Genomic DNA, 15096 nt, shown 5'->3' with positions numbered 1-15096 from the left:
CGTGAATAAATTCTTTGTTGCTGCCATTGCGCTGCTGTTGAGTGCCTGTGCAAGTTTTAGCCCTATTACCAAGCCAGAAGTGGCGATAACCCGCATTAATGTTGGTGCGTCCAACGGCCTTCAGCAGCAATTGCTGGTGGGCTTGCAGCTGGATAACCCAAATGGCTTTGAGCTGAATTTGGGACGGCTGCGTTATGAAATGCACCTGGCTGGCAGCAAGCTGGCATCGGGCAGCTTTAATGAAGAAGTGCGGGTGCCAGCGAATGGCCAGAGCAATATTGAGGTGCCAGTGGGTATTAACCTGCTCAGTGGCATTGGCTTACTGCGCAATTTGCTGAGTAACGTTGGTGCCGACCTGGATTATGAGCTCAAGTTGAGTGCAGATGTGGGCAACTTTGGCCTGGGGGATATGACGGTCGTCAAGAAGGGCGTTGTCGGTATCAATGGCCGAGCAACGCCTTAGTTGCAGTGCTATGCCCGGCGTGCGGCCTTGCTGCCGCTGTCGCTCAAGCTGTCGTGCAGTGCAATCAACTGCTGCGTGAGTTTGTGGGAGGGGGCAAGGTGCACAAGCGGCAATTGTCGGTTGCGCGATTCCTTCATTTTTACAGAGCTGCTCAGGTATTGTTCGAAAACGGGCAGCTCGTTAGCACGCAGGCTGTCTACCAACTGGGCGGGCAAGCTCGCCTGGGCCTGAAACTGATTGACCACAATGCCTTCTAAATGCAGCCCGGGGTTGTGGTCTTCGCGAATCTCCTCCACGGTTTCCAGTAAGCCCATCAGTGCGCCCTGCGAAAAGCTATCGCAGTCAAAGGGGATGACCAGGCTGTCGGCGGCAATCAGGGCTGAGCGGCTGTAAAAATTCAATGCGGGTGGCGTATCGATATAGATATGCTCATATTCTTTTTCCAGCTCACGCAGGGCATCGCGGAGTTTGTAGATTTTGTGTCGGCTCTCGAGTTCGCGCTCGATCACGGCTAACTCGGGGCTTGACGGCATCAAGTAGAGATTGTCGAATTCGGTTTCGTATACGCAGTCACCCGCGTCTTTGCTCTTGCCAAAAAGAGCCAGCTTTTGCTTAAAAAAGCTGGCGGCATTGTCGTCGAGGTCGCGAAACTGTTCACCGACGAGGTACTCGCTGCTGTTGCCTTGGATGTCCAAGTCGATCAGCAGGGTTTTAAAGCCTTTCCAGGCGCTGATAGCTGCCAGGTTGCAGCTGATACTTGTTTTGCCCACGCCACCTTTTTGGTTAAAGATAACCCGCTTCATTGACTCGCCCTATTGCACATTGTTCGAAGTGGATAATGCTAGCAGTTCCGCGGGTTGTGGGCTATGGCTGATGACTTAGACTGCGGTAGATTTACGCTCATTCAGCCACGCCGACGTTCGGCCTAGGCCAAGTAGCAGCACGGTAATGTAACCCAGCGCCAGGTTGTTCGCGTAATCGCGGTGCAACTCTTTGCGGAAGATGAGGCATTCACAGAAGTGAGCGGCTAAAAGGCCGTAGCCGACCCAATTGATCCAGTGGCTGCTGTCGCCAGCCAAGGTTTGGAAAAAGTTGATCACGAAAGCCAGCCAAAATACCAGTGTGGCAATGTTCATTATACGGAGTCCCATAGGCACCTCTTGTTGTTATTACTTTGCGGATAATTGTTGGCCACGCATAATGCGATATTCGTAGTATTGCTGCAATCACTAGCCAGGAGTTGATGGATGTATACAGGCATTGTTCAGGGCGCCTTCCCCCTGTGTGGTTTGATCGATGAACCGGGTTTGCGACGCCTGGCTGTGGATCTGCCCGAGTCTCTGCAAGATGATCTGAGCATTGGTGCCAGTATTGCGCTAGATGGCGTATGTATGACGGTCACTCGCATCGATGGTCCGACAGTGCACTTTGACGCGATGCAGGAAACGCTGTCGCTCACCACGTTGGGGCAGCTAAAAATGGGTGACAGCGTCAATGTTGAGCGTTCCGCTAAGCAGGGGGCGGAAATCGGCGGTCATCTGATTTCCGGCCATATTGATGGGCGGGCCAAAGTCTGTGAGGTGCAGTGTTCTGAAAACAATGTGAGTTTGTTTTTCCAGTTGCCCGAGGCCTTGTGTAAATATGTGTTCCACAAGGGCTTTATTGGCTTGCACGGTTGCAGCCTGACCGTGGCGAGTATGGATAAAGAGCGCGGTATTTTTTCCGTCTGTTTGATCCCGGAAACGCTTCGCAGTACTAATTTAAGTGCACTGGTGGTGGGCAGCGAAGTGAATATCGAGGTGGATCGTCAGACCCAGGTTATTGTCGACACGGTGGAAAGGGTGTTGGCAGAGCAGGGCGTAAACCGGGAGTAAAAACGGCGCCTTGAAGGCGCCGTTGTTTCGGGGCTTTTACGCGTCTGGCATCAAGCTATTGATTCGATCCAGCGCGTCGACGTACTCGTTGATCAGGCGGAACACCACATTGCGGGTGGACTCGACCTCGTTGATTTGTCCGACGACCTGTCCTACCGGGTTGAAGGCAACTTTTTGACATTCGCCCACTGCGGCATATTTGGCGGTGCGACGAATGCCGTCGCCAGTAACCAAGCCTTGCAGCGGCATGCCCAGCGGCTCAGGGTTGCCGGGGGTCGACCACGCATCGGTCCAATCATTCTTGAGCATTCGGCAGGGCTTTCCGGTCCAGGAGCGTGAGCGCACAGTGTCTTCACTGGTTGCTTTTAGCAATGACTCTTTCTGTGCAGGTTCGGCATGCGCCTCTTCAACGGTCAGCCACAGTGAGCCGCTCCATGCACCAGCGCAGCCCATTGCCATCGCCGCCAGCATTTGTTCGCCGCTACCAATGCCGCCAGCAGCCAGTACGGGAATGTCGCCCGCCGCTTTTACGGCCTGTGGCCAGAATACGATAGAGCCAACATCACCAGTGTGGCCGCCACCTTCGCCGCCTTGGGCAACGATAAAGTCCAGACCCGCTTCGCGGTGAGCTTTTACCTGCTTAACTTTGCCGCACAGTGCGCCAACCAGGCGGCCGCTGTCTTGAATCATTTTGACCTTGTCAGCCGGTGGTGTGCCGAGGGCGTTCGCGATCAGTTTACACTTAGGGCGTGTGAGGGCTTCTTTGAGCAGTGGAGTTGCTGTGGCTTCTGTCCAGCCAAGCAGGCCCATACCCTTGCTACCGTCTGGCCACTCGGGAACGCCATGGTCGGCCAACAGCTTCTGTGCGAACTCCACGTGTTCCTCGGGCACCATATCCCAGAGCTGCTTTTCCAGCTCTTCGGGGCTCATATCGCCCATGCCTTCATATTTTTGCGGAATAACGATGTCCACGCCGTAGGGCAGGTCACCAATGTGGGCGTCGATCCAATCAAGTTCTTCTTTTAGTTCTTCGGGCGAAAAGCCAACCGCGCCGAGTACGCCGATACCGCCGGCTTTACTTACGGCAACCACCACGTCACGGCAGTGAGTGAATGCGAAGATTGGGTACTCGATACCCAGTTTTTTACATAGTTCGGTTTGCATTACCTAAGCCTCTGAATCAGGGCAACACCCGCTGGCGTGCCGTTCGATGAATACGCGCTACAGTATTGCCAAGGCTGTGGGGGGCAACAATGGCGTAAGTTATCATTGCCCAGTGACGAAAAAGATCAGTGGCTTGCCCTGATGACGCTTGTTTTCGCATGGCCGGGGGGGTAACAATAAGGGCTTCGATCCAACCCTGGAAAATGACCGTACTATGGATAATTGCCTTTCTGCAGGTGCGCGTCTATTGCTGCTCAAGCGCCGGCATCGCGCCTTAGACGAAGAAATTTCGTTGTTGGCGTCGAATCCCTGGCAAAATCAGCTGCTGTTGCAGCGCCTAAAAAAAGAAAAACTACGCATTAAAGACACGATCGAACGCCTGCACAGCGAGATGATTCCCGACATTGACGCCTAGTGTTTGTGAGATATATCTCACAACACGGGCTGGTGATAACGCCTGTTGGCCCAACGTCGAGCCTGCTCTAATAGCAGTCGTCAGGAAGACTAAGGCATTCAACGGATTGGATGCGACAGTGGAAGTCGAATTTTCAGAAAGCCGGCGCTTGCGCCGGCTTTTTGGTTTCTGGCGTTTACTCCTTAATTGCCGTCGCGGCGATCACCTTCTACACTGTCCGCCTCATTTTCTGCATTGACGCTAGCCCAATGTCCGACCGAAACTTTGACGGAATTGCCCAACGCTTTCAGCGCAATATCTATGGCAATCCGAAAGGCCAACTTCGCCTGGCAATTTGCCGCCGAGAGCTCGAGGAAAAGCTACCAGCGCTTTTTGGTGGTGAGCCGGTAAGCATTTGGGACGCCGGCGGTGGATTAGGGCAAATGGCCGAGGTCTTTCTCGAGCAGGGGCACCGGCTTGAGCTCAATGATATTTCACAGGAGATGCTCGATCTGGCAGGGGAGCGTCTATCTTCATACTGCCGCTCAGGGCAGTTGTCGTTGTCCCATGCGCCTATTCAAGGTATGGCCGCTCAGGGGCAGTTTCAGTTGGTGATCTGTCATGCCGTGCTGGAGTGGGTGGCAGATATGGAGCAAGTGCTACGCCACCTCGCTGCAGGTATAAAAGAGGGCGGCCACCTGTCGCTGATGTTCTATAACCTCAATGCATTGGTATTGGGCAATATGATTAAGGGCAATTTATACAAACTGCGTGACGAGGATTTTGCCGGACACCCCGGAGGTTTAACGCCGCCATCGCCCCGCCGGCCGCAGGATGTTGAGGCGGCGCTTTCCGCGGTGGGCCTTGAGGTGGTATCGCGCCGAGGGGTTCGCATTAGCCATGACCTAATGTCCAGACAATTACGCCGCGAGCGCAGCGTTGACGATATGCTTGAAATCGACTGGCAGTACGGTGCTCAGGAGCCGTTTTGGGCCTTGGGGCGTTATGTTCACTTGTTGTGCCGCCACAAGAGCGGGGCGGTCTAGTTGGCAATTCGAACTGCGGCACCTGACAATGCGTGGGTGCTACGTTCTGGTAGGGGCGTTAAGGTGTGGCGGGGAATTGACTGCCCGCCGATGTGGCGGGCGGCATTTCGTCGCGATGATGATGGACTGGCGACGGTTTGTACTCAGCTGCCGGCGTTGGAGGTGGTATGCCTGCAGTGGCTTGCGTTTACAGCGCGATTAAACAGGCAATAAGCCCCGCTGCGACAATGCTGATAAAGCTCACGCGAGCAGTGATGTCAGCATAAATTTCTGCATTGTTCATTTCAGTTGCAGTGATCGCTTTCATAGTGTGATCCTCTCGGTTTTGCTGCTGTGGTTTTTACAGTGCAACGATGCTGGCAATAAAGCCGGCGGCAATGATGCTGGCCAGTGCAAGACGGGCTGCGATATCCGTTACCACTTCTGCTTTGTTGATCTCGTTGATAGTCAATGTATGAGCCATGTTGCTTCTCCTGTGAATGTCTTGATGACAGGGTCAGTATAGGGAGAAAGCGGCTTAACAGGGGTTACAGGGAGGAGGGGAGTCGGCGTCGTGTGTGTGGCCTAAGGTGGCGAAAATTAAGCTTATGAATGCTAGATAATTTTAATAAAATCAGTGTGTTAAATGAATTCTAAGCAAAAGTTCATCATTTGTTTAAGCCCCTGCCATCATGTCGCGGGGGTTAAATTGCTGTAATACATGGGAAACGGCGGGGTCGCCGCTTCCCATGTAAGCAATTTACTGCCGGGGAGCGAGGGGCGTGCGCCGGGTGTCTGCTCGCGGTGTCCGGGGGCCTAAGCGTTTGCTCAGCAGCCCGAGCACTCGCTCTGCCGTGTGACGATAGGCGGTGAGCTTGCCGCCGTATACCGACAGAATTTTCGGGCTATTTTCGTCGTCACACATCAGGAATGTGTCGCGCAGGCGTTTGTTGGCACTGTCGTCCGAGCGCGGTAGAACGCGCAGCCCTGCCCATGCGTCGATAAGCGCGGGTTTCTCACCCGGGAAAAAGTGGCTGAGCGTATCTTGAAGGTAGGTGATTTCATCGTTGCTTGGCGCGATATTATCTGGGCCATCGCGGTGAATGATCTCGGTGGTGCCAACCAGTGTATGCTCGCCCCAGGGCATGGCAAAAACGGCGCGCCGGTCGCTGGGAGCCTCCATGTAGTAGACGCCGCGCCCGAGGCGTTTATCGACCACAATATGGCTGCCGCGCACAAGTTCGATCTCCTCGGTCATCGCTGCGTTTTCGATGCGCTGCGACGTTTGATTTACCCAAGGGCCGGTGGCATTAACCAGGCTTTTGCAATGGCAGCGGCGCTCACCGTCAGCCGTGTTGAAGGTCAGCGAATAGCCATCTTCGTTCTTTTTGGCTTCTAACAGCTCCCAGCCCGTGAAAGTTTGCGCGCCCAGTTGCGCGGCGGAGTCGACAACAGCCTCGGTTAGCAGCCGGTCGTCGGTTTGACCGTCCCAGTACTGGAATACCGCCTGCAGACCGTTGGTATCCAGACCATCAAGGTTGTGCCACTCTTCTTTCTTCAATTTGCGGAAATGCCCCAGTGGGCTACCGCCACTCAACAAGTAGTAGAGCGTTAAGCCGGCGCGAATTTGCCAGGGGCGGCGCGAGGTATTTTTATAAATAGGAATATAAAAGGGTACCGGGCGAACAAGCTCTGGCGCGTTGCGCAGCAGCTGGGCGCGTTCGCGCAGGCTGTGGAACACCAGGGAGAATTGCGCCGTTTCCAGATAGCGCAGACCGCCATGAATTAATTTGCTTGAGCGCTGAGAGGTGCCTGCCGCCCAGGTTGCGCGCTCGAAAATACAGCTGTCGTAGCCCGCTGCCGCTGCGGCTTGGGCAATGCCTGCGCCCTGAACGCCGCCGCCAATGATGGCAACTTCGGTGTGGATATCGTTAGACAAGGTGGAGCTCCTGTAATACTTCGCCAATATTAAAACTTTCTATTCCGGCGGCTCCGCGTTCGAACCAGTCGCGGGCCTCCAGGGCGCTGCCTACCTCATAGATCAGCAGCGGTAGCGGCAGGGTGCGCAGATCGGTCTCTACGGGGACGCAGTTGCGGTCCATAAACACGATTTCAGGCGTCAATTCAGCCAGCGACGCCAGCTGCCAGTCCGGCCAGTAGTCGAAAACCGCGCCGCACCGCTGCCAGCCGTTGTTCTTGGCAACCAGCAGGGCGTCGAGCTCAAAGCTGATGAGCACGCAGCGGTGTTGGTAGCCCTGTAGGGCTTGCGTGACCGCGCTGACCATGGCGTTTGCGCCAAACTGGGCGAGACTTTCCCCTTTCAGCTCGACATAAATATCTACCGACGGGTAGTCGTCGAGTAAACCGGTCACCGCCTGGAGGGGGCTGAGCGGCGTGCCTCTGAACTGGTCTCCAAAGCGCTCGGGCTCGTAGGCTGACATCGTTGCAAGTTCGGCCGCCGTATAGTCCCAGATCATGCCGGGTTGTTGGCACAAACGTGTTAACGCTGGGTCGTGGAAGATAAACGGTGTACCGTCAGCACTGAGCTGCACATCTAGCTCGAGCTTAACCGCGCCCACGCGAGCCGCTTCGCGCAGTGCCAGCAAGGTGTTTTCTGGGAAATGCTGTCGCCAGCCACGGTGGGCGACAAAATTTTCGATCTGCATAGGGTCTTTCCTGCCAAGGGGGCAACTTTAGCTGTTACGTCTTACAGGAAAAAGATGGTTGATGCACAATAGCCAACTATTTGCTTTATTGCTTGAGAAATTGCGCGGTTATGACGCGTTCAGGGGAGGGATATGCTGGGAACGTCGGTTAAAAAGCTACTTAGTGGTAGCGTAGAGCTGGGTGCAACGGTCGAGATAAAGGGGTGGTTGCGCAGTCGTCGTGACTCCAAGGGTGGCTTCTCTTTCTTGGCGGTGAACGACGGCTCGACCCAGCACGCCTTGCAGGTGGTGGCGCCGGGCGAGTTGGCTAATTACCAGTCGGATGTGCAGCGCTTAACGGCCGGCTGTTCGCTACGCGTTGTCGGTACGCTAGTCGCCTCTCAGGGTAAGGGGCAGAGCGTGGAAATTCAGGCGGAGGAGATCGAGGTCTACGGCTGGGTCGACGACCCCGATACTTACCCTATCGCCAAAAAGCGTCACAGTTTTGAATACCTGCGTGGGGTGGCGCACCTGCGCCCACGTACCAATACCTTTGGCGCGATCACGCGTGTGCGCACGGTGCTGGCCAATGCGGTGCACCGCTACTTCTTTGAGCGCGACTTTCAGTGGATTAATACGCCGCTGATAACGGCCAGTGACTGTGAGGGCGCCGGAGAAATGTTTCGTGTCAGCACGCTTGATTTGCAAAACCTGCCTCGCGATGACCACGGCGCCGTCGACTTCAGTCAGGACTTCTTTGGCCGGGAGGCATTTCTTACCGTATCGGGGCAGCTGAATGCCGAGGCGTACTGCCTGGCGATGAGCAAGGTATATACCTTTGGGCCGACCTTTCGCGCGGAAAACTCAAATACCAGCCGGCACCTGGCTGAGTTTTGGATGGTTGAGCCGGAGGTGGCCTTTGCTAACCTTGACGACGATGCCGCCTTGGCAGAAGATTTTTTGCGCTACCTGATTAAGCAGGTGCTGGAGCACTGCGAAGACGACTTGGCCTTCTTTAATCAGTATATCGACGACACGGTGCTGTCGCGCTTGCAGGCGGTGTCTGAGCGTGAGTTTGCGCGCATGGATTACACCGAGGCGGTGAAAATACTCACATCAGCGAAGGCCTCTTTTGACTACCCGGTGGAATGGGGGCGAGACCTGCAATCCGAGCACGAGCGCTATCTTTGTGAGCAACATGTGGGTGGGCCGCTAATCGTCAGTAACTACCCAAAAGATATTAAAGCGTTTTACATGCGCCTGAATGACGATGGCAGAACGGTAGCTGCCATGGATGTGCTGGCACCGGGCATTGGTGAAATTATCGGCGGCAGCCAGCGTGAGGAGCGCCTGGATGTTCTTGACCAACGCATGAAGGATCAACAGTTGGAAGGGTTGGAGTGGTATCGTGACCTTCGCCGCTACGGTACCGTGCCTCACGCTGGCTTCGGCCTGGGTTTTGAGCGGCTGTTGAATTACATCACCGGCATGGACAATATCCGCGATGCGATTCCCTTCCCCCGCGTACCGAGGCACGCGGAGTTTTAAGGGGCGTCACGCGCGCTGGTGCTCAGACGAGTGTGAACAGTAACTTGCGCTGGAAGGGGTCGATCTCGGCCACTTTCACCGTAACTGCCTGCTCCAGTTGATAGTTTTGCTGATCGTTATAAAGGCGCAGGGTGTCGGCGTCGAAACTGAGCTTTTCCGGAATCGATCGAGCCTCAACGAATCCGCTGATACCGCTATCGTGGAGCTCGACGGTAAAGCCGCCGCCATTGAGGTGGGCAATGTGGCCCGCGTAGGTCTGCTCCGAGGGCTGTTTGGCCAGATACTGGTACTGTAGCCATTGTTCCATTTGCCGGCTGGCTTGGCGCACATTGCGCAGCTTTTCTTGCAGTTGAGCAATGGCGTCGTCGCTCAAGTCGCCGCCGCTGGTGTTGTCCAGGCAGGCGCGAATGCAGCGCTGCACAACCAAGTCGTTGTATTTACGCAGCGGCGAGGTGAAGGTGCTGTAGCAATCGAAGCCCAGGCCAAAATGTGGGCGTGGTTCGGCGCTGAGCTCCCCCGGCTGAAGCATGCGAGCCATAATGCTGCGCAGCGGCAGTGGGCTATCTGCCTTAGACGCGGCGCTCAATACGCGCCGGTAGCCGTCGAGTTCTTGAACCGGCGCGTCGCTATATTCTGGCAGGGCGTGGTCGACCAGCTTGCCGATACTCTCGAGGCGTTCCTCTCTGAATCCGGCGTGACCATTGTATAAAGCACGGTCGGTGCCGCGCTTTTCGCGCAGCCATAATGCGGCGCTGCGGTTGGCGGCGAGCATGCATTCTTCTACCAAGCGGTGGGCGTCATTGCGATCCTGGCGGACGATGGCAGTGATGCGGCCCTGCTCGTCCAAGTCATAGTGAAAATCTGCTTGCTCGGGCATGATCAGGGCATTTTCTTCACGCCACTTGCGCAACGCCCCGCAGGCTTGATGTAGCGCCTCAATGCTGGCGTGAGGCAGTTGAGGGCCTCCTGCCAAGTGGGCGGCGACGTCGTCATAGCTAAGTTTTGCACGGGAGCGAATCAGGGCTTCTGAGAAAGCAATATCTTTGATTTCGCCGCTTTGGCTAATTTGCATGCTACAAACCAGGGCGGCGCGCTCAACATCTTCTGCCAGTGAGCAGAGGTCTTGGCTGATGCGCTCGGGCAGCATGGGCTGAGTGCACCCTGGTAGATAGACCGTACTCGCGCGCTGCTGGGCGGCGCGATCCAATTCGCTGCCTGCTTCAATGTAAGCGCCGGGGTCGGCTACCGCGACTTGCAGCGTCCAGCCGGCGTCGTTAGCCTCTGCGTAGATCGCATCGTCGATATCTCGCGTGCTGGCAGAATCAATTGTTACAAAGGGTGTGTCGCGCAGGTCCTCACGTTGGTTTGCGCGGCTGTCGATGAGCTCTTCCTCGGCGGGCCACCCAAAAGGCAGCTCAAATTTACACAGGGTATACTTGCCCTCTACGCCAGCGTCTTCGGGGCTGCCGATTTTACTCAGTACTTTTACTTGAGACTTGCCATCTTTCCAGGGGTGGCGATGGACTTTGCAGTGCAGGTAATCCCCGGGTTGCGCTTTTTTGCGCTCAGAAGGCGGGATGAAGAGCAGTTTATTAAAGCGGGGCAGGTCGGGCTCCACAAAGTGCCCTTGCCCACGAACGATGTATCGGCCTGTAAAACTTGTCAGAGGGCTATTGACCAGTTTCTCCAGCTCGCCCTTAAACTTGCCCTTGTCATCGGTCAACACATTGACCTTTACCCGGTCACCGGGAAATACGCGCAGCATCTCGTCGGGGGGGAGAAACACATCCCGGCCATCATCAAGGCGCACAAAGCCGAAGCGGCGCTGGCTGCCGCGTACCTCACCTTCGCCCTGATCCTTACTTTCAATGATGTCGGTTTTCAGCTGCTTTAGCTGTTGCAGGGCGTTTTGGTCGAGCATGGTGTTGAGATACCTTGGCTTTCGGTCTGAGAAAGGGGCGATAGGGTAGCGGAAAACCTCCGCCGCGTCTTGCTCGCCGAGGTTATGGGCGCATTGGGCACCAGATTTAGTTGACATCACCGCGGTAGCTTTTAATATTCAAGACAGCATGTCCTTATTGGAGCAGCCGTTTGCCCCATTCCGACAAGGCCCGATGGGCCATCAGTTGTAGGCTTGGTAGCCGCTATGCGGGGGCAGCCATGCCGCCGTCTTCTCTTCCTCAAAACATCCTCACCACGTTGCTCGTCGCGCAACTGAGCAACGGTCCGATTTGTTTCTTGCAGCCAGTAGAGAGCCCCTGATGGAAAAAATCTTTGTTCTGGATACCAATGTTCTATTGCATGACCCGATGGCCCTGAGTGCTTTCCATGAGCACCGTGTGGTCGTGCCGATGACGGTGCTCGAAGAGCTTGATCACATTAAGGACCGGCGTGACAAGGACGTAAGCCGTGAGGCGCGCATTGCGATCAATGCGATTGATAAAATTCTATTCAAGGCCAGCCCCAAGCAGATTCAGGAGGGGGTGCCGATCCCGGCGGCGCGTGAAGGCGAGGCTGCGGGCTCCCTGGCGATCTTTCCCGATCAACTAATCAGTCACGATACCGAGGCTCCCTACCTGGATGGCAGCCAGCAGCAGGCGAACGATAACCGTATTATTAACGTTGCCTTGCACTTGCAGGTGAAAAACCCAAAGGCCTACGTTTGTTTGGTAACCAAAGACATCAACATGCGTTTGAAGGCCAAGGGGTCAGGGCTGGAAAATGTTGAGGACTACCGGCGGGATCGGGTGCTGGAAGATATCCAGTATATGGCGAAGGGCTATGAACACCTGGCCGGGCGATTCTGGGACCAGGTCGACAGTGTGGAAACCCTGCGGGAGGGGCCGCAAACCCTGCATGTTTTAAGCAGGTCGGTGCTTCCCCATGTGCATATCAATCAGTTCATCTATGATGACAGCGGCTTTGCCGGTTTGGTGAGAGCGGTAGATGATGACCGGGTTGAGTTATTGGATCTGTGCCCTGAGCAGTTAATGCACCAAAGTCTGTGGGGCCTCACGCCGCGCAACATGGAGCAGGCGATGGCATTTTTTCTCATCGCCCAGGCGGATATTGATATGACCGTGCTTACCGGCCCGGCGGGCTCGGGTAAAACCCTAATCGCACTGGCCTATGGCTTGCACGCGATACTTGAAGAAAAGCGTTATGACAAGTTGATTGTGGCGCGGTCGACGCCGCCAATTGCCGAGGATATCGGCTTCTTGCCTGGCACCGAGGAAGAAAAAATGGCGCCGTGGCTGGCCGCCTTTGATGACAACCTCGAGGTGTTGCACGGGGGGGATGAGTCGCCCTACAGCAGCATCGAGTATGTTAAAGACAAGGCCAATATACAGTTTAAGTCACTAAACTTTATGCGCGGTCGCTCGTTCAACAATGCCTATATTGTTATCGATGAGGCGCAGGGTTTAACCCAGTTTCAGCTTAAGTCGATTATCACTCGGGTGGGGGTTAACTCGAAGATCGTGGTGCTGGGAAACCTGGCCCAAATCGACAACAAATATATTTCGCCGCTTACTTCCGGGCTAACTTACTTAGTCGAGAAAAGTAAGCACTTCGCCCACGCCGGGGTGATGCATGTAAATGGCATAGAACGATCTAGGTTAGCGGCGTTTGCTGAAGAAAATTTGTAGGGCCTGCCTCGCCGTCTGTCAATAGGGTGAATCCGCGGTAGTCGCTGCACTGTGCCTTTATTAATGTTGGGGTATGAAACTCGGCGTTAAATTGGAGGGAGTGCGGCCATGATTGACGAAAAGCGTGTTGGTGCGGAACCTGTGCCTCACAACCTTTCTGAGCTGCTTACTGAGCTGCAGCGAACGTCACTGCGTCGTATTGAAAACTTTGGCTGGCAGATCAAGTTTATCCGTCGTCCCCGTTTTCAGCCGCCCGTTGTCGTTGTTGAAAATACAACAGGAATGAACATTGGCATCTTGGAGGAAGATGGCGGCGTTAATCTCCGTCCGGCCATCTCCCTGAGAGACTGATTTCGACTAGGGGCTGTTTACACTACGTAATTAGTGCGAACCGGCCCTAGCCCTTGCTTGGGTCGACGAGTGTGACGATCTGCTCATCTGGGTCGCGGCTGGCATTTGCCGCCCGCAACTCTGCGAGATAGCCTTCCCATAAGGTCTGATGATTTTCGCCGAGTTCTCGCAAGTAGCGCCAAGAGTATATCCCGCTGTCGTGCCCGTCATCGAACACTAGCTGAATCGCATAGTTCCCGACGGCAATAATATCGCGGATCTCCACATTCAATTTGCCAGTTTGCAATACCTCCTGGCCGCGCCCGTGGCCGCGTACCTCCGCCGAGGGTGAGAAGACACGTAAAAATTCGCAGCTGAGCTGGTAGTGACTGCCGTCGGCGTAGCGGAGCTCCAGAAGGCGTGATTTCTTGTGTAGCTTAATTTGCTGGGGCGGCATATCTGTTTGATTCATATGGGGATTTCCAGTTTCTCTGGCGACATCATAGCTGAGCGTTGGTGCGCTGTAGAGTGCAAATTTGAAGAATCTAAGTCGCTACCGCTCTGCGTAACAAAGTTGGCGGCCTAAAACGGTGCCGGCGGCGCGCGTTTATTGTACAATGCGCGGCTTTTCTTAGCCTGTATCTGCCTTGCGGGGGTTCTATGTTTAACAAAGAGATGACGATAGCTGGTTTCGACGACGATATTTGGTCTGCAATCCAGGAAGAAGAGGTTCGTCAGGAAGAGCACATCGAGCTGATTGCTTCCGAGAACTACACCAGCCCCCGCGTAATGCAAGCTCAGGGTACGGCGCTGACCAATAAATACGCCGAGGGCTATCCTGGCAAGCGCTACTACGGCGGTTGTGAGTATGTAGATAAAGCCGAGTCTCTGGCCATTGAGCGCGCCAAGGCACTGTTTGGTGCTGACTACGCAAATGTTCAGCCTCACTCGGGCTCACAGGCAAATGCAGCGGTATATCAAGCGTTGGTGCTGCCAGGTGAGACAGTGCTGGGTATGAGCCTGGATGCGGGTGGTCACTTGACCCACGGCGCCAAGCCAAACTTTTCTGGCAAAACCTATCATGCTGTGCAGTATGGCCTGAACAACGACACGGGCGAAATCGATTACGCACAAGTAGAGGCCTTGGCTCTAGAGCATAAGCCCAAAATGATTGTGGCGGGCTTCTCCGCGTACTCGGGCATTGTCGATTGGGCGAAATTCCGTGAAATCGCCGACAAAGTGGGCGCCTACCTGATGGTTGATATGGCTCACGTGGCGGGTCTGGTCGCGGCGGGCATCTACCCCAACCCAATGCCCTTTGCCGACGTGGTAACCACCACGACTCACAAAACCCTCCGTGGTCCGCGTGGCGGTTTGATCCTGGCAAAAGCCAACGAAGAAATTGAGAAGAAGCTGAACTCTGCCGTTTTCCCAGGTGGTCAGGGTGGTCCGCTGATGCACGTGATTGCCGCTAAAGCGGTGAGCTTTAAAGAGGCAATGAGCCCTGAGTACGTCGACTACCAAAAGCAGGTGGTTGCCAATGCAAAAGCGATGGCCAAGACCTTTATTGATCGCGGTATCAATATTGTTTCAGGCGGTACCGAGAACCACCTGATGTTGGTGGATCTGATCGGCAAGCCTTACACCGGCAAAGACGCTGATGCAGCGCTAGGGGCAGCTAACATCACCGTGAACAAAAACGCGGTTCCTAACGATCCGCGTTCACCGTTCATCACCAGTGGTCTGCGCGTAGGTACGCCGGCAGTGACAACTCGCGGCTTCAAAGAAGCAGAGTGTATCGATCTGGCCAACTGGATGTGCGATGTATTGGAAGCACTCGAGTCTGGTGATGCCAGCGCTAAAATTGAAGAAGTGAAAGCGAAGGTGCTTGAGGTTTGTAAGCGCCACCCCGTTTACGCTTAATGTAAAATGGGTTGAAGAGCCGGGCATTGCCCGGCTTTTTTTTGCCTGTGAAATTAGCTAGCGAAATTGCGTGGTGTTAGCGT

General features: G+C 55.0%; 16 protein-coding genes. 8 read left to right on the top strand and 8 right to left on the bottom strand.

Annotated elements, in window-relative coordinates; translation table 11 throughout:
- Position 1: 1 nt before the first annotated feature.
- The gene (locus HNR64_RS17005) at positions 2–463 is read left to right on the top strand and encodes an LEA/WHy family protein (protein WP_027873210.1); all 462 of its coding nucleotides are present in this window, start codon (positions 2–4) and stop codon (positions 461–463) included.
- Between the two features lie 8 nt (positions 464–471).
- Here HNR64_RS17005 and HNR64_RS00820 read toward each other — a convergent pair whose 3' ends face one another.
- Both HNR64_RS00820 and HNR64_RS00815 read right to left on the bottom strand, forming a co-directional pair.
- Entirely contained in the window at positions 472–1266 is a 795-nt protein-coding gene (locus HNR64_RS00820; protein ID WP_027873209.1) for a ParA family protein, read from the bottom strand.
- A 75-nt stretch (positions 1267–1341) separates the two neighbouring features.
- Positions 1342–1614 (bottom strand): DUF1145 domain-containing protein, encoded by a 273-nt coding sequence (locus tag HNR64_RS00815; RefSeq protein ID WP_204994737.1) that lies wholly within the window; start codon positions 1612–1614, stop codon positions 1342–1344.
- Positions 1615–1710: 96 nt separating this feature from the next.
- Here HNR64_RS00815 and HNR64_RS00810 point away from each other — a divergent pair, with 96 nt between their 5' ends.
- Positions 1711–2337, top strand: coding sequence for a riboflavin synthase subunit alpha (locus HNR64_RS00810; protein ID WP_204994736.1), 627 nt, complete (start codon positions 1711–1713; stop codon positions 2335–2337).
- Positions 2338–2373: 36 nt separating this feature from the next.
- Here the strand turns inward: HNR64_RS00810 and HNR64_RS00805 are convergent, their stop codons facing one another.
- Entirely contained in the window at positions 2374–3501 is a 1128-nt protein-coding gene (locus HNR64_RS00805; protein ID WP_204994735.1) for a nitronate monooxygenase, read from the bottom strand.
- 214 nt (positions 3502–3715) lie between these two features.
- Between HNR64_RS00805 and HNR64_RS00800 the strand changes: the two genes are divergently transcribed.
- Together HNR64_RS00800 and HNR64_RS00795 are read left to right on the top strand one after the other, a co-directional pair.
- Positions 3716–3916 (top strand): YdcH family protein, encoded by a 201-nt coding sequence (locus tag HNR64_RS00800; RefSeq protein ID WP_027873205.1) that lies wholly within the window; start codon positions 3716–3718, stop codon positions 3914–3916.
- 110 nt (positions 3917–4026) lie between these two features.
- The gene (locus HNR64_RS00795) at positions 4027–4941 is read left to right on the top strand and encodes a methyltransferase (RefSeq protein WP_204994734.1); all 915 of its coding nucleotides are present in this window, start codon (positions 4027–4029) and stop codon (positions 4939–4941) included.
- 340 nt (positions 4942–5281) lie between these two features.
- Here HNR64_RS00795 and HNR64_RS17290 read toward each other — a convergent pair whose 3' ends face one another.
- From HNR64_RS17290 to HNR64_RS00785, 3 genes are all read right to left on the bottom strand, one after another.
- On the bottom strand, positions 5282–5404 hold the full coding sequence (locus HNR64_RS17290) for a hypothetical protein (protein WP_267878898.1): 123 nt from the start codon (positions 5402–5404) through the stop codon (positions 5282–5284).
- Between the two features lie 276 nt (positions 5405–5680).
- Positions 5681–6859 carry a glycerol-3-phosphate dehydrogenase/oxidase gene (locus tag HNR64_RS00790; protein WP_204994733.1) on the bottom strand — a complete coding sequence of 393 codons (1179 nt, stop codon included), beginning with the start codon at positions 6857–6859 and terminating at the stop codon, positions 5681–5683.
- Entirely contained in the window at positions 6852–7586 is a 735-nt protein-coding gene (locus HNR64_RS00785) for a glycerophosphodiester phosphodiesterase family protein (RefSeq protein ID WP_204994732.1), read from the bottom strand. The genes HNR64_RS00790 and HNR64_RS00785 overlap by 8 nt, the downstream gene beginning before the upstream one ends.
- Positions 7587–7718: 132 nt before the next feature.
- On the opposite strand from HNR64_RS00785, the gene asnS reads away from it, so the two are divergent.
- The gene (asnS, locus tag HNR64_RS00780; protein ID WP_204994731.1) at positions 7719–9113 is read left to right on the top strand and encodes an asparagine--tRNA ligase; all 1395 of its coding nucleotides are present in this window, start codon (positions 7719–7721) and stop codon (positions 9111–9113) included.
- Between the two features lie 22 nt (positions 9114–9135).
- Here asnS and HNR64_RS00775 read toward each other — a convergent pair whose 3' ends face one another.
- Positions 9136–11151 (bottom strand): VacB/RNase II family 3'-5' exoribonuclease, encoded by a 2016-nt coding sequence (locus HNR64_RS00775; protein ID WP_204994730.1) that lies wholly within the window; start codon positions 11149–11151, stop codon positions 9136–9138.
- A 223-nt stretch (positions 11152–11374) separates the two neighbouring features.
- Here HNR64_RS00775 and HNR64_RS00770 point away from each other — a divergent pair, with 223 nt between their 5' ends.
- Complete coding sequence (locus HNR64_RS00770) at positions 11375–12760, top strand: PhoH family protein (RefSeq protein WP_204994729.1); 1386 nt, start codon at positions 11375–11377, stop codon at positions 12758–12760.
- 108 nt (positions 12761–12868) lie between these two features.
- Complete coding sequence (locus HNR64_RS00765) at positions 12869–13111, top strand: hypothetical protein (protein WP_204994728.1); 243 nt, start codon at positions 12869–12871, stop codon at positions 13109–13111.
- Positions 13112–13157: 46 nt separating this feature from the next.
- Here HNR64_RS00765 and HNR64_RS00760 read toward each other — a convergent pair whose 3' ends face one another.
- The gene (locus tag HNR64_RS00760; protein WP_239547409.1) at positions 13158–13562 is read right to left on the bottom strand and encodes a gamma-butyrobetaine hydroxylase family protein; all 405 of its coding nucleotides are present in this window, start codon (positions 13560–13562) and stop codon (positions 13158–13160) included.
- A 188-nt stretch (positions 13563–13750) separates the two neighbouring features.
- On the opposite strand from HNR64_RS00760, the gene glyA reads away from it, so the two are divergent.
- Positions 13751–15013 carry a serine hydroxymethyltransferase gene (gene glyA, locus HNR64_RS00755; protein WP_204994727.1) on the top strand — a complete coding sequence of 421 codons (1263 nt, stop codon included), beginning with the start codon at positions 13751–13753 and terminating at the stop codon, positions 15011–15013.
- The last annotated feature ends 83 nt before the right edge of the window (positions 15014–15096 follow it).

This window comes from Spongiibacter marinus (assembly GCF_016906995.1).
Classification (GTDB): Bacteria; Pseudomonadota; Gammaproteobacteria; order Pseudomonadales; family Spongiibacteraceae; genus Spongiibacter; species Spongiibacter marinus.
Note: the sequence above shows the minus strand (reverse complement) of the source record. Positions and strands in the feature narration are given on the sequence as shown.